We start from the raw sequence: 20,174 nt of genomic DNA on the forward strand, positions 1-20,174 counted from the left end.
GACTATGACAGATTTTGTAGTTTTTCATTTGGTTTTTTATGAAAAAAACCAAATGAGAACTATTAGGAATCTATCAATATCTCCTAGTTAGGTATCAGAATCCTCATTTCTATAGGAGTTGATTATACGTGGAACATGTAATTGAGATGCTTAATATCCGTAAAGAATTTCCAGGTATTGTTGCAAATGATGATATAACCCTTCAGGTGAAAAAAGGGGAAATTCACGCATTGTTAGGCGAAAATGGAGCTGGGAAATCCACGCTAATGAACGTACTGTTCGGTTTATATCAGCCAGAGCAGGGAGAAATTCGTGTGAATGAGCAGGTAGTTCAGATTACAAGTCCGAATGTTGCCAATGACCTCGGAATTGGAATGGTGCATCAGCATTTTATGCTAGTAGATCCATTTACTGTTACCGAAAATATCATTCTTGGAAAAGAACCATCGAAATATGGAAAGGTTAATGTAAAGGAAGCGAGTGAAGAGGTAAGGAAACTTTCGGAACGATACCATTTAAGTGTGGATCCAGATGCTAAAATTGCCGATATTTCCGTAGGGATGCAGCAAAGGGTGGAAATCTTGAAAACCCTGTACAGAGGTGCGGAAATTCTCATTTTCGATGAACCTACTGCTGTATTGACACCCCAGGAAATAAAAGAATTGATCACAATCATGAAAGCCCTTATCAAGGAAGGGAAGTCCATAATCCTGATCACCCATAAGTTAAAGGAAATTATGGAAGTTTGCGATCGAGTCACGGTTATTCGAAAAGGAAAGGGCATCGGGACCGTGAATGTTAAAGAAACAAATCCTGATGAACTGGCCAGTTTAATGGTTGGACGGGATGTCGTTTTTAAAACGGATAAATCTGCAGCAAATCCTCAAGAAGTGGTGCTGGAAGTGAAAAACTTGGAAGTGAAAGATTCTCGTGGCGTATCGGCGGTCCATAACCTTGACCTTTCAGTACGTGCTGGCGAAATCATCGGAATTGCGGGAGTGGATGGCAATGGACAGTCTGAACTTATCGAGGCACTGACAGGTCTGAAGAAAGTGACTAATGGAACTATATCATTGAACGGGAAACAGGTACAGAATATGAAACCCCGTAAAATCACCGAGGCTGGGGTAGGGCACATTCCTGAAGATCGTCATAAACATGGACTTGTCCTGGACTTTAGCATTGGGGAAAACATCGTTCTGCAAACATATTATCAGGAGCCTTTTTCGACAGGCGGCATTTTGCATTCCAAGAAAATCTTCGATAAGGCTCGTACGATCATTAAAGAATATGATGTTAGGACACCTGATGAGTATACGCCTGCCCGTGCACTATCAGGAGGGAATCAGCAAAAAGCGATCATCGGCCGAGAAGTGGATAGAAACCCGGATTTATTGATTGCGGCTCAGCCAACACGTGGGTTGGATGTCGGTGCCATCGAGTTCATCCACCGTCGATTGATTGAACAGCGTGACGCTGGTAAAGCGGTTCTTCTCATCTCTTTTGAACTAGATGAAATCATGAATGTCAGTGATCGAATCGCAGTCATTTATGAAGGGGAAATCGTTGCGATCGTCGATCCTAAAGAAACGACAGAACAAGAATTGGGATTATTAATGGCTGGAAGTAAGCGTCCGGAAGCAGGTGAAAAAGAACATGTCTAAATATTTCTATAAATTAACGAGTCCGTTGTTTGCTGTAATCCTAGGCTTGCTGGCTGGGGCAGTCATCATGTTGGTGAGTGGATATAATCCAGTTGAAGGGTATGGGGCAATGTTGGCCGGTATCGCTGGCGATTCCTATTATACTGGTGAAACATTACGGACGATCATACCGTATATCCTTGCTGGTTTAGCTGTTGCCTTCGCATTCAGAACAGGATTGTTCAATATTGGTGTTGAAGGGCAATTGATCGTTGGCTGGCTGGCAGCGGTTTGGGTTGGGGTCGCTTTTGATCTCCCGAAAATCATCCACTTGCCATTAGCCATACTTGCAGGAGCTGTAGCTGGATCGCTTTGGGCCTTTATTCCAGGGTATTTGAAGGCTAAATTCCGCGTGCATGAAGTAATTGTGTCCATCATGCTGAATTACACAGCTTTGTATGTAACGAATTACTTAATACAAAACGTTATTTCCGATAACCAGGATAAAACGGAAAGGATTGCTGAAACAGCATCCCTCCGCTCGCCGTTTTTTGAGAGTTTAACAGATTTCTCCCGACTTCATTGGGGAATCTTCATAGCGATCATCTGTGTGTTCATCATGTGGTTCATCTTGGAAAAGACGAAAACCGGTTTCGAGTTGAAAGCTGTTGGTTTTAATCAGCAGGCTTCCGAATATTCCGGGATGAGCGTAAACAAAAATATCATTCTATCCATGGTCATTTCAGGTGCATTCGCAGGCTTGGCTGGAGCGATGGAAGGTCTGGGGACATTTGGCTATGCAGCGATCAAGGGCGGATTTACGGGAATCGGGTTTGATGGAATTGCCGTTGCCTTATTAGGAGCCAACTCCGCAATCGGGGTTGTCCTGGCAGCTTTCTTGTTCGGTGGACTTAAAGCAGGGGCAATCAATATGCCATTACAGACCGGCATCCCAAGTGAAATTGTTGATATTGTCATTGCATTGATTATATTCTTTGTTGCATCAAGCTATTTTATCCGCTGGATTGTGCAACGCTTTAAGAAGGGGGCGAAATAAGTGGACTTTTATCAGGTGCTACAAATCATCATTCCGTCCATGATTGCTTACGCTGCCCCGCTGATTTTCACTGCGCTTGGTGGTGTGTTTTCTGAACGATCTGGTGTTATCAATATAGGGCTGGAAGGGCTAATGGTGATTGGGGCCTTCACAGGAATCGTTTTTAACTTAATGTATGCAGATGTTTTGGGAGCCTGGACACCATGGCTTTCCGTTTTAGTGGCCATGATTGCTGCGTTGGTATTTTCAGCACTTCATGCAGTCGCGTCCATAACATTCCGGGCGGATCAAACCGTAAGCGGGGTGGCTATTAACTTATTGGCAGTCGGGCTTACGTTATTTCTCGTAAAGAAGATTTATGATAAAGGACAAACGGATATCATCACCGAAACTTTCCCGAGGATCGATATTCCTCTGTTAAGTGATATCCCTTTCATTGGTCCAATTTTGTTCTCCAACGGCTACTATATTGCTTATCTGGCCATCATCGTGGCAATTTTCGTTTGGTATATCATTTTTAAAACACCATTTGGACTCCGACTCCGTTCGGTAGGGGAGCATCCGATGGCTGCTGATACGATGGGTGTAAATGTGACCAAGATCCGCTATCAAGCTGTCCTTCTATCAGGAGCCTTCGCGGGTATCGGGGGAGCCATTCATGCGACTTTGTTTGCGAATGACTTTAGCCATACTACCATCAATGGACAAGGCTTCATGGCCATTGCTGCGATGATATTCGGTAAATGGAATCCGCTTGGGGCAATGGGGGCTGCACTATTCTTTGGTCTGGCACAAAGTTTAAGCATCGTCGGTTCCAGCCTTCCGTTCATAAAAGACATACCGTCCGTGTTCTTATTGATTATGCCATATATCTTGACAATCATTGCCTTAACAGGATTCATTGGACGTGCAGATGCTCCAAAAGCATCTGGACAGCCATATATCAAGGGTAAAAGATAAATTATTTCCAACCGGTCAGTCAACATTGCTGGCCGGTTTTTCCGTAGGATACGTGCAAAAGATCAGATCATAATTGCAGAGGGCATAGTGATAACCTAAAAAAAGTAGCTGTTACTTGCATGATTTTTCCTTTCACATGTATATTTTAAGTAGATGTTTAAAAGGGTTGCTATATACAAACAATAAGCTACTAAAGGTGATTTATATATTGAGGAGGATTATTCATGTCTATCGCTTCCGATAAAATAATGGAAAAAAGCGGCTACAAACTTCATGTGGTCCGTACGGATAAATATAAAACGAATACGCTCGTCCTGAAGATGAAGGCTCCATTGACGAAAGAGAAAGTTACATATCGTGCATTGGTGCCATATGTATTACAGAGCAATACGAGTAAATATCCTACGACGCCTGAGCTTCGATCCTATCTTGATGAGTTATACGGCGCAGGCTTTTATGTGGATGTTGCTAAAAAAGGAGAATATCAAATCGTTAGTTTCACTATCGATATCGTCAATGAAAAATTCCTTAGTGATTCCACACCGCTTCTTGAAAAAGCTTTTACCTTATTATCTGAGGTGATCTTTCACCCGAAAAAGAATGGCGAAGCCTTTGATCCTAAAACGGTTTCCAACGAAATCCGTTCATTGAAACAGCGGCTTCAATCCATTTCCGATGATAAGATGCGCTATTCAGCTACAAGGCTTGTGGAGGAAATGTGCAAAACTGAACCATATGCCCTCGAAGCAAGCGGAAACCTGGAGGACTTGGAAACGATTACGCCAGAGTCCCTTTTCTCTTATTATCAAAAAATGCTGGCTGAGGATGAAATCGACTTATATGTGATCGGTGACATTGATGAATCAGAGGTGGAGGCTTTAGCTGACAAGTATGTTTCATTGAAGGATCGAGCACCGGTACGTTTGCCAAGGAACACGGGCAAGGAAGTGGAGAAGGAAAAGGAAGTCATCGAAAACTCGGATGTCAAACAAGGAAAACTGAATATCGGCTACCGGACCCATGTTGCCTATGGTGATCCGGATTATTATGCACTGCAGCTTTTCAATGGGATCTTCGGTGGTTTTTCACATTCAAAACTATTCATCAATGTTAGGGAGAAAGCCAGTTTAGCGTATTATGCAGCTTCAAGGCTCGAGAGTCATAAAGGGCTATTGATGGTGATGGCGGGCATTGAAAATGCGAACTACAAGCAAGCACTCGAAATCATTCATGCCCAAATGAATGAAATGAAGCAAGGGAATTTCTCCGATGCCGAACTGGAACAGACGAAGGCGGTCGTAAAGAATCAGCTTCTTGAAACGATTGACGTTTCTAGAGGGCTTGTTGAAATTTTATACCATAATGTGATTTCCGGACAGAATATATCATTGGACGATTGGTTTGCTAAGACGGAACGGACGACGAAGGAAGAAATCGTTGCCGTCGGTCAGAAGATTCAGCTTGATACAATTTATTTCCTAACAGAAGCGGGGGTGCAAGAGTAATGGAAAAAATAGAATTCACTCAATTGAAGGAAGAACTTTTCCATGAAAAAATGGCCAATGGGCTTGAGGTATATATCCTTCCGAAAAAAGGATTCAATAAATCATTTGCGACGTTCACGACGAACTACGGTTCAGTGGACAATCATTTCAAGCCTTTGAATGAAACCGAATTTTCTAAGGTGCCAGATGGAATTGCCCATTTCCTTGAACATAAGCTTTTTGAAAAGGAGGATGGCGATGTTTTTCAGCAATTCTCAAAGCAGGGGGCATCAGCTAATGCCTTCACTTCTTTCACCCGTACGGCCTATCTGTTTTCCAGCACGTCCGATTTCAATAAGAATTTGACGACCTTAATCGATTTTGTCCAAGATCCCTATTTTTCGGAGAAGACGGTAGAGAAGGAAAAAGGAATCATAGGACAGGAAATCAATATGTATGACGATAACTCTGACTGGCGGCTTTATTTCGGGACGATTGCCAACATGTATCATCATCATCCAGTGAAAATTGATATTGCTGGTACTGTGGCATCGATTGCCGATATTACGAAAGATATGCTTTATGAATGCTATAACACGTTTTATCATCCGAGCAACATGCTTTTGTTCGTTGTAGGGCCTGTCGATGTCGAGAGTACTATGAAGTTAATCCGCGATAATCAAACGAACAAAGGCTATAGGGAACAGCCTGAGGTGGAGCGCAAATTCGAGGATGAGCCAAACACCGTTGCCAAGAAGAAGGAAATCTTAAAGATGAATGTCCAGACTCCGAAGGTCATGCTTGGAATCAAGGCCATCAATGTTCATCAATCAGGTATACAGCTTTTGAAAAGGGAATTGGCGACCAATATTTATTTGGAAATGCTGTTTGGCAAAAGCTCGCCATTGCATGAAGAATTGTATGAGGAAGGACTGATCGATCAAAGCTTCTCTTATGACTATACACAGGAGCAGGGCTTTGGATTTGCATTGGTTGGCGGGGACAGTTCCAAGCCTGAAGAATTGACCGAGTCGATATTTACGATCCTGCAAAATTCCAAAGCCGGGACCGGTTTGAATGAAGAAAGTCTGCAAAGGACGATTAAGAAAAAAATTGGTTCTTTCCTTCGTTCGCTGAATTCACCGGAGTATATCGCTAATCAGTTTACCCGATATGCATTCAATGATATGAACTTGTTTGATGTGGTTTCGGTACTGGAAAAACTAACGATTGAAGATATCAGGAAGGTCGCCGTAGATTTAATTGCAGATGAACGGATGACAGTGTGTCAGGTACTTCCTAAATAATAGTAAAGGGGGCTGGAATGTGGGGAAACGTTTTGCCCTTATAACTGGTGCCAGTGGAGGAATCGGCAGGGAAATCGCCATTAAGCTTGCCGAAGAGAATTATTCACTTTATTTACATTATAACAGCAATGAAGAAGCAATCATGGAGTTAATAGAAGAGCTTAAGCATCATCAGGTGGAACTCATTCCGATACAAGCGGATTTATCTAAACCGGACGGATACAAGGTATTGGCGGAAAATATCTTCGCCCTTCATGCGATCGTCCTCAATAGCGGGAATAGCTATTATGGGCTCATATCTGATATGGATGACAAGGTTGTTAGTGAAATGGTCCAATTGCATGTAACCAGTCCTTTCCAATTAACGAAGGAACTGCTTCCAAAGTTGATGTATCAAGATCGGGCTGCCATTGTTGCCGTCACATCCATATGGGGGCAGACGGGGGCATCTTGTGAGGTATTATATTCGATGGTCAAAGGCGGTCAAAATGCTTTTATCAAAGCGTTAAGCAAGGAAGTCTCACTTAATGGAATCCGGGTGAATGCAATTGCCCCTGGTGCGATTTCGACATCCATGCTTGAATCTTTCAGTGCTGACGATTTGGAAATCATCAAAGGTGATATCCCGATGGGAAGGATGGGAAGCGCTAAAGAAGTCGCCGAGGCTGTTTTCTATTTACTTTCCGACAAGGCATCTTATATCACTGGACAAATCTTAGGCGTCAATGGTGGATGGTACACGTGATTTTTTTTATGCTATGTATAATTTCCTCTGTTCCTTCACAAAATATCTATGTACTATTTTGAAGGAAAGGGTGACCATTCATGTCTGTACTAGACAATTGGGATCAATGGAAAAATTTCTTAGGCGACAGATTAAATCAAGGTGAGCAACAAGGATTATCAGGAGGCGCTGTGAACAATTTGGCTTTTGAAATCGGTGATTATCTAGCTAAGCAGGTTGAGCCCCAGAATGATCAAGAAAAAGTCCTTGCTGATCTTTGGTCAGTCGCTAACGAAGAAGAAAAACATGCCATGGCAAGCGTTATGGTCAAGTTAGTCGAGAACAACGGAACAAAGTAAACATTTTAAGCCAAAGGCCCTGTTATTAATTAACAGGGCCTTTGGCTTGAGGATGACCGGTAATTATCCTCGAATATAAAAATGGATACTTTTATAGGGTTTTTCCTTTTAACTTCTCATGAAATGCTATATTATAGAAGCTAGACAATAATTATGCGTACAGACCTTGAAATTTACGATGGATAAGTTTTGCTCGGATGTTTGGGGTAAAAGCTTCTAGGCTTAAGGAGTGTTATCGTGGAGAAAAAAGAATGGTATTTTGAATATGAAATCCAAGTCAACCGTCCGGGTTTATTAGGGGATATATCATCCCTCCTGGGAATGCTGTCCATCAACATCATTACGATAAACGGTGTGGATGAAGGCAGACGCGGTTTACTTTTAAAAGCGGAAGATAGCCGTAATATAGAAAGATTCGAATCAATCCTCCATACGATGGATACGATAAAGGTCATTAAGCTTAGGGAGCCTAAATTACGTGATCGACTGGCTGTCAGGCATGGCCGTTATATCCAGCGCGATGCGGATGAGAAGAACACCTTTAGGTTCGTTCGTGATGAGCTGGGCTTGCTTGTCGATTTTCTGGCCGAGCTGTTTAAACAGGAAGGCCATAAATTAATCGGGATACGAGGCATGCCGCGTGTCGGCAAAACCGAATCGATCGTAGCCTCGAGTGTATGTGCAAACAAAAGATGGTTGTTCGTGTCGTCAACCCTTTTAAAGCAGACCATTCGCAGTCAGCTTATCGAGGATGAATATAATAATGATAATTTGTTCATTTTAGACGGAATTGTTTCCACTCGCCGTGCGAATGAGCGGCATTGGCAATTGATTCGTGAAATCATGAGACTTGATGCGGTCAAGGTCATTGAACATCCGGATGTATTTGTCCAAAATACGGAATATACTCTCGAAGACTTTGATTATATTATTGAGTTGCGAAACAATCCGGACGAGGAAATAACATATGAAGTTGTCGACCAAAAAGACCAGTTTTCGGGGTCCGATTTTGGTTCCTTTGACTTTTAAGATGGCAGGTGTTTGATTTGACTGAGTTAGGTAATCGATTAAAGGAAGCTAGGGAAGCCAAAGGCCTTAGCTTAGAAGATTTACAGGATTTAACGAAGATCCAAAAGCGTTACCTTGTTGGCATTGAAGAAGGAAATTACAGCATGATGCCTGGAAAGTTCTATGTACGGGCATTCATCAAGCAATACTGTGAAGCGGTCGGCCTTGATTCAGAAGAGATTTTTGAACAATACAAGAGTGAGGTTCCTTCCGTCTATAGCGAGGAAATACCGGAACAGCTTTCAAGGGTCCAATCCAGGAAAACGCTACCCGCAGGAGATTCCAAGGTTGTTGAAATGTTACCCAAGATATTGGCAGTCGTTTTGGTCATTGGTGCGGCCATCTTGATATATGTACTGGTATCGAGCAATATGAGTAAACCGGATGATGCCGATAAAAAGGACGACAAACAGAGTGAATCCGTGGGCTACGGCAAGAGTGAAGAGTTCGACAAGGAAGAAAAGAATGCAAGCAAGAAACAGAACGAAGAAAAACAACCCACTTCTTCCGATAAGAAGAATGAAGATGACCTTGATGCTAAAAAAGATGAAGAAAAGAAAGAGCAAAAACTCGACGTTATCAGTTCCAGCGGTAAAAATAGCACGTATGAATTGAAAGATACGGATACCTTCAAATTAAAAGTGACATCCAAGGGTTCACCATGGGTTGGCATTAAAAATGGTGAAGGCAAGTTGCTTTATCAGGGTACCATCGATAAGGACAAGAGCGAGGAAATTGATTTCACCAATGAAAAAGAAGCTGTCATCAATATAGGCAGGGCATATGAAACTGAAATTTTTGTGAATGATAAGAAGCTGGAGTATTCCATTTCACCGACTGAAGTGAATACGCAATTGGTCACGATACAATTTACGAAAGCCGAATAGTCATCTTATAGATGACTATTTTTTCTCTACATACTATTTAAGCCGGGTTTCGGCATATAAGATTGGGTTTTGAGTTAAATTATACATAAATGCACCGGATGGCGCTTCGCCATATCATTTTAAGATCTATAACGCATTGCCCGGCCCAAAGGGCTGCGTAAATTTTGGAGGTAAATGTTTTGAATCTGCCTAATAAGATTACAGTAGCAAGAATTTGCTTAATACCAGTTTTTTTAATCATCATGCTCGTCCCTTTTTCATGGGGCACGCTGACATGGGGGGAATACAGCTTGCCAGTTGCACACTTGGCTGGGGCCCTCCTCTTCATAATCGCTTCCACTACGGATTGGATCGATGGACATTTTGCAAGGAAATATAATATGATCACTGACTTAGGGAAATTTCTAGATCCTTTGGCGGATAAGCTTCTGGTTTCGGCTGCCCTGATTGTATTGGTCGATTTGGATTTGATGTACGGTCAATCCTGGATTGCCATTGTCATCATAAGCCGTGAGTTCGCCGTGACGGGATTGCGTCTTGTGCTTGCCGGCACTGGGGAAGTCGTAGCGGCGAACCAGCTTGGTAAAATTAAAACGTGGGCGCAAATTGTTGCGATTTCGGCATTGTTGCTGCATAACCTTCCCTTTGCCCTCATTTCACTTCCATTTGCCAATCTCGCCTTATGGATTGCCTTGATTTTCACGATTTGGTCAGGGTTGGATTATTTTGTAAAAAACAAACAAGTATTTGTTAATTCCAAGTAAAACGAATGGTGGTCATGAAAAGATGGATGCAGAAATCATTGCAGTAGGCTCCGAGCTTCTTTTAGGACAAATCAATAATACTAATGGGAGATTCTTATCACAGCAGTTTGCCCAAATGGGAATCAATGTTTTTTACCATACTGTGGTTGGGGATAACGATCGTCGTTTGCAGCAAGCAATAGAGATTGCAGAATCAAGGGCGAACTTGATTGTCTTTACTGGTGGACTAGGCCCTACCAAGGATGATTTAACGAAGGAAACGATTGCTCGCCATATTGGCAAGAAACTCGTTTTTAACGATGAAGCCCTGCAATCCATCGAAGCTTACTTTAAAAAACGGGAGCGGCCGATGACGGAAAATAATAAAAAGCAGGCTCTTGTTTTAGAAGGCAGTGAAGTGCTGGCAAACGATCATGGCATGGCACCGGGAATGGTTTTGTCCAAATCCGGGATTACATATATGCTCCTGCCTGGGCCACCTAGTGAAATGGAACCGATGTTTTTAAGTTATGGCTATGAATCGATCATGAATAAATTGGATAAGCATGATCGAATCGATTCGAAAGTACTTCGATTCTTTGGCATCGGTGAAGCGGAATTGGAAACGGTGATTGATGATCTACTTGTCAATCAAACGAATCCGACGATTGCACCGTTGGCATCCGAAGGCGAAGTGACATTAAGGATCACAGCGAAGGACTCGTCCAAACAAAAATGCGAAGAGCTCATTTTATCCGCAGAAAAAGAAATTATGGACAGGGTTGGGAAGTTTTACTACGGAACTGATAATACTTCGCTTATAAAGGAACTTGTAAAAGAATTGACGGTCCGCAAGCTTTCGATTGCGGCGGCGGAAAGCTTGACCGGGGGGATGTTTCAGGAACAGTTGACAACCATCCCGGGTGCCGGTAAAGTCTTCAAGGGCGGCATTGTGAGTTATACGAATGATGCGAAGTCGAGTGTCCTCGGCGTCAGCGGCGGAATCATTTCCGAGCATGGTGTGGTCAGCGGTGAGTGTGCCAAGGAAATGGCTTCCAATGTCAGGAAAATGCACGATGCGGATGTGGGCATAAGCTTCACGGGTGTTGCAGGGCCCGATGAACAAGAAGGCAAGCCTGTAGGTACCGTATTCATTGGCATTTCGTATCGTGATGGAAACACGCACTTTAAAGAGTTGAATCTATCAGGCAGCAGGGAGCAGAACCGCATCAGAAGCGTCAAGTATGGCTGTCATTACTTGCTTAATGATTTGTGAATGAGGAGGCAGGGCTTTTATAGCTCTGCTTTTATTTAGTTTGATGAGTTTGTTTCCTGTAAAAAGGGGAAAAAGAAAACAGTTAATTCCATGATTTTCAATTACTGCGGATGAAGTGGAATGAAAATGAAGTTTTAGTTAAGGTAAAACGCTTTTTTTAGAAGAATATCCGAAAAGAAAAAAACGAATGAATGTTCGACTTTTTGCTTGGCAAAATAGAAAAAAGAGTATATAGTAAAGATAGGTTTTGAGACAAGATACAAACATTTGTCTCGCAGATATTTGCTAACGTAAGAGCATCATTAATCGGACAGCCGATTATTTGAATATAGAGGAGGAAATTGAGTGAGTGATCGTCAAGCGGCTTTAGATATGGCTTTAAAACAAATTGAAAAGCAATTTGGTAAAGGTTCCATTATGAAACTTGGAGAACAGTCTGATCGAAGGATTTCAACGATTTCAAGTGGTTCATTGGCATTGGATGTAGCATTGGGAGTGGGCGGATATCCAAGGGGACGGGTCATTGAGATATACGGACCTGAAAGCTCAGGTAAAACGACTGTTGCATTACATGCGATTGCAGAAGTGCAAAAAACTGGCGGTACTGCAGCATTCATTGATGCCGAGCATGCTTTGGATCCAGCCTATTCAGAAAAACTAGGTGTGAATATCGATGAGTTACTGCTGTCACAGCCCGATACAGGTGAACAAGCCTTGGAAATCGCTGAAGCGCTAGTTCGCAGTGGAGCGGTGGACATCATTGTCATTGACTCGGTTGCAGCCCTTGTTCCTAAAGCTGAAATCGAAGGTGAAATGGGAGATTCCCATATGGGTCTGCAAGCCCGGATGATGTCCCAGGCGTTAAGGAAACTATCTGGTGCCATTAATAAATCAAATACCATTGCCATTTTCATTAACCAAGTCCGTGAAAAAATCGGGGTAATGTTCGGGAATCCGGAAACCACTCCAGGAGGCCGGGCATTGAAGTTCTACTCGACTGTACGTCTGGAAGTGCGTCGTGCGGAACAGTTAAAACAAGGCAATGAAATCGTCGGTAATAAAACCAAAATCAAAGTGGTGAAAAACAAAGTTGCGCCGCCATTCCGCCAAGCGGAAGTTGATATCATGTATGGTCAAGGTATTTCGCAGGAAGGTGAAATCATTGATATGGGTGCAGAGCTTGATATCGTCCTTAAAAGCGGTTCGTGGTATTCATACAACGAAGAGCGTGTTGGACAAGGACGGGAAAACGCGAAGATGTTCTTGAAAGAAAATCAAGATATCGCTCTGGAGATTTCTCAGAAAATCAGGGATCATTATAATCTTGATGGAGAGCATGAGCTGCCGCCAGAGGAAGCGGAAGATGAACATTTTGAATTACTTGATTAATGGTAGGAAAAGGCCTAAGCTTATTTGCTTGGGCCTTTTCTATAAATATTATGAAATGAAAAGTGCGAAATTTTCAGCGAATTCAATGGCTGGAAAACAGAATTGCCGTCTCCTTCCATGAAGAATGTAGCACTTTCCGGTGGTGAATATTTAAGAAAACTTGAATAATCATTGATACATAAGGGACAAACGCTTGACAATGAAAATTCTCAACTATACAATTAATATGTATATTTTACAATTTTTCAAACTAAAATTTTGAAAATTAAGTGCTGTATATTGAATTTATGTGCAATGTACTTGCCGACAGTTCAACATTTTATGTAAAAAGTTCATAGCAAGGGGAGGTGAAACGATGGAACCCATGACAATCATCTTCACTTTGCTTGGCCTAATCGTCGGTGCAGTTGTTGGTTATTTTATTCACAAATCAAAATTTGAGAGTAAAATAGCAGGGGCAAAGGGCTCTGCAGAACACATCCTTGAGGATGCAAAACGTGAAGCGGACGCACTTAAGAAAGAAGCCTTGTTGGAAGCAAAAGATGAAATTCATAAAATTCGTTCAGATTCTGATCGGGAATCCCGTGAAAGAAGGAATGAATTACAAAAACAAGAAAATCGGTTATTGCAAAGAGAAGAGAATCTGGACCGTAAGGATGATACGTTAGACAAACGTGAAAACCTTTTGGAGAAAAAAGAAGATTCTCTAAACCAAAGACAACAGCATATTGAAGAGATGGAAAGCAAAGTGGACGAGACGGTTCGTAAGCAGCAAACAGAGCTTGAACGTGTTTCAGGTTTAACTCGTGAAGAAGCTAAAGCAATCATTATAGACCGAATGGAAAACGAGCTGGCTCACGATGTAGCGCTTATGATTAAAGAAAGTGATACCCGTGCCAAAGAAGAAGCTGATAAAAAAGCAAAAGAAGTTCTTTCTCTTGCCATTCAGCGTTGTGCGGCTGATCATGTTGCAGAAACCACCGTTTCTGTAGTGAATCTTCCAAATGATGAAATGAAAGGACGGATAATCGGACGTGAAGGACGAAATATCCGGACGCTAGAAACGCTAACAGGTATTGACCTTATTATTGATGATACTCCTGAAGCTGTCATTTTATCTGGATTTGATCCAATTAGACGTGAAACGGCACGCTTGGCTCTTGAAAAACTTGTTCAGGACGGACGGATCCATCCGGCTCGAATTGAAGAAATGGTAGACAAAGCAAGACGTGAGGTAGATGAACATATTCGTGAAATTGGTGAACAAACAACTTTCGAGGTTGGCGTTCACGGTCTCCATCCAGACCTTATCAAAATACTGGGACGTTTGAAGTTCCGTACAAGTTACGGACAAAACGTGCTTAAGCATTCCATTGAAGTGGCCCAGCTTTCAGGGTTGCTGGCTGCTGAGCTTGGAGAGGATGAAGTCCTTGCCCGTCGTGCCGGTTTATTGCATGATATCGGGAAAGCGATCGATCATGAAGTGGAAGGCAGCCACGTTGAAATAGGCGTGGAATTGGCAACTAAGTATAAAGAGCATCCTACTGTCATTAACAGCATCGCTTCACATCATGGCGATACGGAGCCAACTTCCATTATTTCAGTGCTTGTTGCAGCCGCTGATGCTTTATCAGCTGCAAGGCCGGGCGCTAGAAGTGAAACACTTGAAAATTACATTAGAAGACTTGAAAAGCTTGAGGAGATTTCCGAATCCTACGATGGAGTGGAAAAATCATTTGCGATTCAAGCCGGGCGCGAAGTGCGGATTCTAGTGAAACCAGAGCAAATAGATGATCTTTCGGCCCATCGACTCGCACGTGATATCCGCAAACGGATTGAAGAAGAGCTCGATTACCCAGGTCATATAAAAGTCACGGTCATCCGTGAAACAAGAGCAGTCGAATACGCTAAATAAAAGTCGTTAAAGAAAAAGCGAAGAGGGGGAAACCTCTTCGCTTTTTCTTGTTTTTAACAGGTAACGGCTCCGATATTCATCCGATATTATGTTACAATACATACTTGATATTCTTATCACGAGAAATGTGAATCTAGAAAGGGTTTTACAATGAAACTGCTATTTATTGGAGATGTCGTAGGGTCTCTAGGCCGTGAAATGGTTCAAGAATACCTTCCGAAATTAAAGGAAAAGCATCGGCCGCATATTACGGTCATCAATGGGGAAAATGCGGCAAGTGGCCGTGGAATCACGGAAAAGATTTACCGAAACTTTTTAGAGTGGGGCGCACAGGCGGTGACAATGGGAAACCATACATGGGATAATCGCGATATATTCAATTTCATTGATGATGCGAAATATCTCGTCCGTCCAGCAAACTTTCCTGACGGTGCACCGGGAGAAGGAATGAAATTTTTAAAATGGAACCAGCAGGAAATTGCGGTCATCAATTTACAAGCCAGGACATTCATGCCGGATTTAGATTGTCCATTCAAAAAAGCGGAGGAGCTTGTGGCGATGGCGCAAAAAAGGACACCCATCATCTTTGTTGATTTTCATGGTGAAGCAACAAGCGAAAAGCAGGCTATGGGGTGGTTCCTTGATGGCAAAGTTACAGCCGTTGCCGGAACGCATACACACGTTCAGACTGCCGATAACCGCATATTGCCTGCGGGAACTGCTTACATATCGGATGTGGGCATGACAGGGCCGTATGATGGTGTCCTTGGCATGGAAAGAGGCGCGGTGCTCCAACGGTTCCTGACAAGCCTTCCTGTCCGTTTCGAGGTGCCTAAGGAGGGCAGGACCCTATTAAGTGCGATCCTTTTGGAAATCGATGACAAAACCGGTAAGGCAAAAAAAATAGATAGGATCCTCATTAATGAGGATCATCCCTTTTATCATTGATTGATTAAATGAGGTGGATGGACAGTCAAATGCTGTCCATCCATTTTTTCATTCCATATAAATCTTGTTGGACAATCCCGGTTTTCTTTGTCATACAAGTTTTACTTGATGAATATAGTAGCAGTGGAAAGTGTTATAACTATTGAGCCTATGATCATAATCGGCAGGGAAGACAAGGAGGACTAGGAATGGAAATATTAAAGGTTTCAGCAAAATCTAATCCTAATTCTGTAGCAGGCGCACTAGCGGGAGTGCTCAGGGAAAGAGGGGCAGCCGAAATTCAAGCTATCGGTGCAGGTGCGTTAAATCAAGCCGTCAAGGCAGTAGCAATCGCAAGAGGATTCGTCGCACCTAGTGGAGTTGACTTGATTTGTATTCCTGCCTTTACAGATATACTTATTGATGGTGAAGAGAGAACGGCTATAAAGTTAATCATTGAACCAAGATAACTTCATGAAGGGGTGTCCTGTTTGTCCATTGGCGAGCAGGCTCTTTTTTGTCTTAAAATGACGGTACGGATTATAATGGAACATGTATACATTAAATGAATGCGGACAGGAAGGGGGGATCACGTTGGCGATTTTTGATGCACATTGTGATGTGTTAATGAAGATGTTCATCGATCCGGAACTATCTTTTTTGGATAGTGACACTTTACATATAACCAAGCGGGGATTATTGGATGAAGGGGGAAAAGTCCAATGTTTTGCGATATACATCCCTGAAAAAGTCCATCCGGATATGAGATTCCAGGCTGCATTGGCCATGGTTGATATTTTTCATGAAAAGGTAGTATCTGAGCCAGAAATGAAATTCGTTAAGACGAAGTCTGACATTGAATCTCTTAAAGAAACTGAAATCGGTGCAGTGCTGACGCTGGAAGGATGCGATTGCATCGGGAATGATTTATTGAAATTGAAAACGCTCCTTCACCTTGGCGTTACCTCTGTGGGGCTAACATGGAATCACGCGAACCTGGTAGCTGATGGGGCATTGGAAACGAGGGGAGCGGGTTTAACGGATTTTGGGGCAGAGGTGGTGACCTTGTTAAATGAGAAGGCAATTTGGTGCGACGTATCTCATTTATCAGAAGCTGGATTTTGGGACACCATAAAGAGAGCGGAATTTCCCATTGCCTCCCATTCCAATGCACATTCTCTTTGTTCCCATCCGCGAAATTTAAAAGACAGCCAAATAAGAGCCCTTTTACAAAAAAACGGAGTGATTGGGGTAACCTTTGTCCCGCAATTTTTATCCGATGGTGACTCTGCTTCGATAAAGGATATTGTGGGGCATATAGATCATATATGCAGTTTAGGGGGAGAGCATCAAATTGGATTGGGATCGGACTTTGATGGCATCGATCATATGGTGGAAAATCTAACCTCATATAAGGATTATCATAATTTGATCAATGAATTGAACAGGCTTTATTCCAGTGAGTTTGTCAATGGGCTTCTTTTTGGGAATTTCGCGCGTCACTTTCCTGGAAAAACGGAAAGATTTTAGAAGATGTTTAATTCATACTATATAGATATGAATAAATATTCTGAAAATATAAAAAATAGAATCAAAAAGGTTGCAATTTAATGATTTAACCGATAGAATTGAAAGCGTTTAGTACACCTTTCCTAAATTAGAACGATTTAATATACATAAACGAATGTTCTGAAGAGAGGTGCATTTAAATGCATTTATATACGAACGTTCTAAAGGAGTGTAAGACATGATCAATCAACTTTCATGGAAAGTTGGCGGACAACAAGGTGAAGGTATTGAAAGTACAGGAGAGATTTTCTGTATTGCCCTCAATCGCTTAGGATATTACTTGTATGGCTACCGTCATTTCTCATCCCGAATCAAGGGTGGACACACGAATAATAAAATTCGTGTAAGTACTACCGAAACTCGTGCTATCTCTGATGATTTAGACATCTTAGTCGCTTTTGACCAAGAAACGATTGACGTCAATTATAAAGAATTACATGAGGGTGGCATCATAATCGCGGATGCAAAATTCAAACCTGTCTGCCCAGAAGATACGAAGGCAGAATTATATATTGTTCCATTTACTGAAATTGCAGCAGAGCTAGGAACATCATTAATGAAAAACATGGTTGCCATCGGTGCGACTTGTGCAGTCCTTGGAATGGAAATTTCCGTTTTCAACGATGTTGTTGATGAAATATTCGGCCGTAAAGGCGAAGAAATCGTCAAGAAGAACATGGATGCCATTACCGCTGGCTACAAGGCAATGGAAGTCTTGCTTGGAGAAAAACTGGGTGCAATGGAGCTGGAAAAGGCAGATGGACAAAAACGATTGTTCATGATCGGTAACGATGCCATCGCATTGGGCGCAGTTGCAGGCGGTTGCCGCTTCATGGCGGCCTATCCAATTACCCCCGCTTCGGAAATCATGGAATACCTGATAAAAAAACTTCCGCAATTGGGCGGGACGGTCATCCAGACTGAAGATGAAATTGCGGCAGCTACAATGGCGATAGGGGCAAACTATGGCGGTGTTCGTGCCATCACGGCTTCAGCTGGTCCTGGACTATCCTTGAAGATGGAAGCGATTGGTTTGGCTGGCATTACCGAAACGCCGATCGTCATTGTCGATACGCAACGTGGCGGTCCATCCACTGGGCTTCCTACGAAGCAGGAGCAATCGGATTTGATGGCCATGATTTACGGCACACACGGTGAAATCCCTAAAATCGTCATGGCTCCAAGTACTGTTGAGGAAGCTTTTTATGATACGGCAGAAGCATTCAACCTCGCAGAAGAATATCAATGCCCAGTCATCGTATTATCGGACTTGCAGCTTTCTTTAGGTAAACAGACGGTTCAGCCGCTTGATTACAGTAAAGTGGAAATAAGGCGCGGGAAATTGGTGGACCATGAAATTGAAGAGTCTGAAAACAAGTCATACTTCAAGCGCTATGAAGTCACGCAAGACGGTGTTTCACCTCGAGTCGTACCTGGTATGAAAAACGGTATCCACCATGTTACGGGAGTTGAGCATGATGAAACCGGAAGACCTTCGGAGACGGCTTTGAATCGTAAGGCGCAAATGGATAAACGGATGCGTAAGCTGGATAACTTAACGAATACATTCAATACACCGGTATACAAAAAAACTCCGCATGAAGAGGCGGATTTATTAATACTTGGTTTTAATTCCACACGCGGGACGATCGACGAAGCGATCGGCCGATTAGAAACGGATGGCATGAAAGTGAACCATGCGCAAATCCGTTTGATACACCCATTCCCTGCTGATGAAGTCCTTTCTTTAGTGCAAGCGGCGAAGAAGGTAGTGGTTATCGAAAATAATGCGACCGGACAATTGGCTAATATCATCAAGATGAATGTCGGGCATGTTAATAAAATCAAAAGCATCCTAAAATATGATGGCAATCCATTCCTCCCGCATGAAATTCACACACAATGCAAGGAGATGTTCGAATATGGCAACGTTTAAAGAGTTCCGTAATGATGTAAAACCTAACTGGTGTCCTGGTTGCGGGGATTTCTCCGTTCAGGCTGCCATGCAGCGCGCGGCGGCTAATGTAGGGTTGGAACCAGAGAATTTGGCTGTCGTTTCCGGTATTGGCTGTTCAGGCCGGATATCTGGTTACATCAAGTCATATGGTTTCCACGGCATCCATGGCCGCTCACTTCCAATCGCACAAGGAGTGAAAATGGCCAACCGTGAATTGACCGTTATAGCCTCTGGCGGTGACGGAGATGGCTTTGCAATCGGGATGGGTCATACCATCCATGCGATCCGCCGTAATATCGACATTACGTATATCGTCATGGATAACCAAATCTATGGATTGACAAAAGGGCAGACTTCCCCTCGATCAGCGGCAGGGTTCAAAACGAAGTCCACGCCGGAAGGATCGATTGAGCAGGCTGTTTCACCAATGGAATTGGCATTATCCGCCGGCGCAACCTTTGTTGCCCAAAGCTTTTCCACTGACCTGAAGGACTTGACGGCAATCATTGAAGCGGGAATCAATCATAAAGGTTTCTCCTTCATCAATGTGTTCTCGCCTTGTGTAACATATAACAAAATCAATACGTATGATTGGTTTAAACAAAACTTAACGAAATTGAATACGATTGAAGGTTACGATTCTACAAATAAAGAACAGGCCATGCAGACGCTGATGAAGCATGACAGCCTTGTGACGGGGATTATCTATCAAGATTCTTCCCGACCTTCTTACCAGGAATTGGTCCCTGGATATGCTGAAGAAGCTCTGAATAAATCAGACCTGACTCTGGATCAAGCTCATTTTGATAAGCTTGTTGCAGAATTCATGTGAAAAATGAAAAGGGTTCACCCCTCAAGATGGGGTGAACCCTTTTTGTGTTCTATTGAAAAGCTGTTACAAGAGGGGAT

Annotated in this window: 18 protein-coding genes; all 18 read left to right on the top strand. The window is 42.7% G+C overall.

Annotated features, from left to right (window positions below; translation table 11 throughout):
* Positions 1 to 128 precede the first annotated feature (128 nt).
* Positions 129 to 1,664 (top strand): ABC transporter ATP-binding protein, encoded by a 1,536-nt coding sequence (locus tag MHI53_RS08585; RefSeq protein ID WP_061144672.1) that lies wholly within the window; start codon positions 129 to 131, stop codon positions 1,662 to 1,664.
* Entirely contained in the window at positions 1,657 to 2,700 is a 1,044-nt protein-coding gene (locus MHI53_RS08590) for an ABC transporter permease (RefSeq protein WP_061144673.1), read from the top strand. The genes MHI53_RS08585 and MHI53_RS08590 overlap by 8 nt, the downstream gene beginning before the upstream one ends.
* The gene (locus tag MHI53_RS08595) at positions 2,701 to 3,660 is read left to right on the top strand and encodes an ABC transporter permease (RefSeq protein ID WP_100534137.1); all 960 of its coding nucleotides are present in this window, start codon (positions 2,701 to 2,703) and stop codon (positions 3,658 to 3,660) included. It begins immediately after the preceding gene.
* A 224-nt stretch (positions 3,661 to 3,884) separates the two neighbouring features.
* Positions 3,885 to 5,165 carry a pitrilysin family protein gene (locus MHI53_RS08600; protein ID WP_061144674.1) on the top strand — a complete coding sequence of 427 codons (1,281 nt, stop codon included), beginning with the start codon at positions 3,885 to 3,887 and terminating at the stop codon, positions 5,163 to 5,165.
* On the top strand, positions 5,165 to 6,451 hold the full coding sequence (locus MHI53_RS08605) for a pitrilysin family protein (protein WP_340373203.1): 1,287 nt from the start codon (positions 5,165 to 5,167) through the stop codon (positions 6,449 to 6,451). The genes MHI53_RS08600 and MHI53_RS08605 overlap by 1 nt, the downstream gene beginning before the upstream one ends.
* 19 nt (positions 6,452 to 6,470) lie before the next feature.
* Positions 6,471 to 7,196 (top strand): SDR family oxidoreductase, encoded by a 726-nt coding sequence (locus MHI53_RS08610; RefSeq protein ID WP_340373204.1) that lies wholly within the window; start codon positions 6,471 to 6,473, stop codon positions 7,194 to 7,196.
* 80 nt (positions 7,197 to 7,276) lie between these two features.
* Positions 7,277 to 7,534: a DUF3243 domain-containing protein gene (locus MHI53_RS08615; protein ID WP_061144677.1), complete on the top strand. Its 258-nt coding sequence runs from the start codon at positions 7,277 to 7,279 to the stop codon at positions 7,532 to 7,534.
* A gap of 237 nt (positions 7,535 to 7,771) precedes the next feature.
* The gene (locus tag MHI53_RS08620) at positions 7,772 to 8,563 is read left to right on the top strand and encodes a DUF3388 domain-containing protein (RefSeq protein ID WP_057913349.1); all 792 of its coding nucleotides are present in this window, start codon (positions 7,772 to 7,774) and stop codon (positions 8,561 to 8,563) included.
* Positions 8,564 to 8,571: 8 nt separating this feature from the next.
* Positions 8,572 to 9,489, top strand: a complete 918-nt coding sequence (locus MHI53_RS08625; RefSeq protein WP_340373205.1) for a RodZ domain-containing protein — start codon at positions 8,572 to 8,574, stop codon at positions 9,487 to 9,489.
* A gap of 179 nt (positions 9,490 to 9,668) precedes the next feature.
* Positions 9,669 to 10,253 carry a CDP-diacylglycerol--glycerol-3-phosphate 3-phosphatidyltransferase gene (gene pgsA, locus MHI53_RS08630; protein ID WP_061144679.1) on the top strand — a complete coding sequence of 195 codons (585 nt, stop codon included), beginning with the start codon at positions 9,669 to 9,671 and terminating at the stop codon, positions 10,251 to 10,253.
* Between the two features lie 22 nt (positions 10,254 to 10,275).
* On the top strand, positions 10,276 to 11,508 hold the full coding sequence (locus MHI53_RS08635) for a competence/damage-inducible protein A (protein ID WP_340373206.1): 1,233 nt from the start codon (positions 10,276 to 10,278) through the stop codon (positions 11,506 to 11,508).
* A 345-nt stretch (positions 11,509 to 11,853) separates the two neighbouring features.
* Entirely contained in the window at positions 11,854 to 12,897 is a 1,044-nt protein-coding gene (gene recA / locus MHI53_RS08640) for a recombinase RecA (protein ID WP_061144684.1), read from the top strand.
* A gap of 355 nt (positions 12,898 to 13,252) precedes the next feature.
* Positions 13,253 to 14,812, top strand: coding sequence for a ribonuclease Y (gene rny, locus MHI53_RS08645; protein ID WP_061144685.1), 1,560 nt, complete (start codon positions 13,253 to 13,255; stop codon positions 14,810 to 14,812).
* A gap of 150 nt (positions 14,813 to 14,962) precedes the next feature.
* Positions 14,963 to 15,760, top strand: coding sequence for a TIGR00282 family metallophosphoesterase (locus tag MHI53_RS08650; protein ID WP_061144686.1), 798 nt, complete (start codon positions 14,963 to 14,965; stop codon positions 15,758 to 15,760).
* A 188-nt stretch (positions 15,761 to 15,948) separates the two neighbouring features.
* Positions 15,949 to 16,209, top strand: a complete 261-nt coding sequence (gene spoVS / locus MHI53_RS08655; protein WP_029281188.1) for a stage V sporulation protein SpoVS — start codon at positions 15,949 to 15,951, stop codon at positions 16,207 to 16,209.
* An 82-nt stretch (positions 16,210 to 16,291) separates the two neighbouring features.
* Positions 16,292 to 17,269, top strand: a complete 978-nt coding sequence (locus MHI53_RS08660) for a dipeptidase (RefSeq protein WP_061144687.1) — start codon at positions 16,292 to 16,294, stop codon at positions 17,267 to 17,269.
* A 217-nt stretch (positions 17,270 to 17,486) separates the two neighbouring features.
* Positions 17,487 to 19,244 (top strand): 2-oxoacid:acceptor oxidoreductase subunit alpha, encoded by a 1,758-nt coding sequence (locus tag MHI53_RS08665; RefSeq protein WP_061144688.1) that lies wholly within the window; start codon positions 17,487 to 17,489, stop codon positions 19,242 to 19,244.
* On the top strand, positions 19,231 to 20,097 hold the full coding sequence (locus tag MHI53_RS08670; RefSeq protein WP_061144689.1) for a 2-oxoacid:ferredoxin oxidoreductase subunit beta: 867 nt from the start codon (positions 19,231 to 19,233) through the stop codon (positions 20,095 to 20,097). Before MHI53_RS08665 ends, MHI53_RS08670 begins: the two co-directional genes overlap by 14 nt.
* The last annotated feature ends 77 nt before the right edge of the window (positions 20,098 to 20,174 follow it).

Origin of the sequence: Peribacillus sp. FSL E2-0218 (assembly GCF_037992945.1) — a bacterium.
In the GTDB taxonomy this organism is placed as follows: domain Bacteria; phylum Bacillota; class Bacilli; order Bacillales; family DSM-1321; genus Peribacillus; species Peribacillus simplex_B.

Coding starts and splice junctions, on each gene's coding strand:
- MHI53_RS08600 (WP_061144674.1), top strand. CDS start 3,885: ATGTCTATCGCTTCCGATAAAATAATGGAAAAAAGCGGCTACAAACTT.
- spoVS (WP_029281188.1), top strand. CDS start 15,949: ATGGAAATATTAAAGGTTTCAGCAAAATCTAATCCTAATTCTGTAGCA.
- MHI53_RS08665 (WP_061144688.1), top strand. CDS start 17,487: ATGATCAATCAACTTTCATGGAAAGTTGGCGGACAACAAGGTGAAGGT.
- MHI53_RS08660 (WP_061144687.1), top strand. CDS start 16,292: ATGTATACATTAAATGAATGCGGACAGGAAGGGGGGATCACGTTGGCG.
- MHI53_RS08670 (WP_061144689.1), top strand. CDS start 19,231: ATGGCAACGTTTAAAGAGTTCCGTAATGATGTAAAACCTAACTGGTGT.
- MHI53_RS08650 (WP_061144686.1), top strand. CDS start 14,963: ATGAAACTGCTATTTATTGGAGATGTCGTAGGGTCTCTAGGCCGTGAA.
- MHI53_RS08615 (WP_061144677.1), top strand. CDS start 7,277: ATGTCTGTACTAGACAATTGGGATCAATGGAAAAATTTCTTAGGCGAC.
- MHI53_RS08635 (WP_340373206.1), top strand. CDS start 10,276: ATGGATGCAGAAATCATTGCAGTAGGCTCCGAGCTTCTTTTAGGACAA.
- MHI53_RS08605 (WP_340373203.1), top strand. CDS start 5,165: ATGGAAAAAATAGAATTCACTCAATTGAAGGAAGAACTTTTCCATGAA.
- MHI53_RS08590 (WP_061144673.1), top strand. CDS start 1,657: ATGTCTAAATATTTCTATAAATTAACGAGTCCGTTGTTTGCTGTAATC.
- rny (WP_061144685.1), top strand. CDS start 13,253: ATGGAACCCATGACAATCATCTTCACTTTGCTTGGCCTAATCGTCGGT.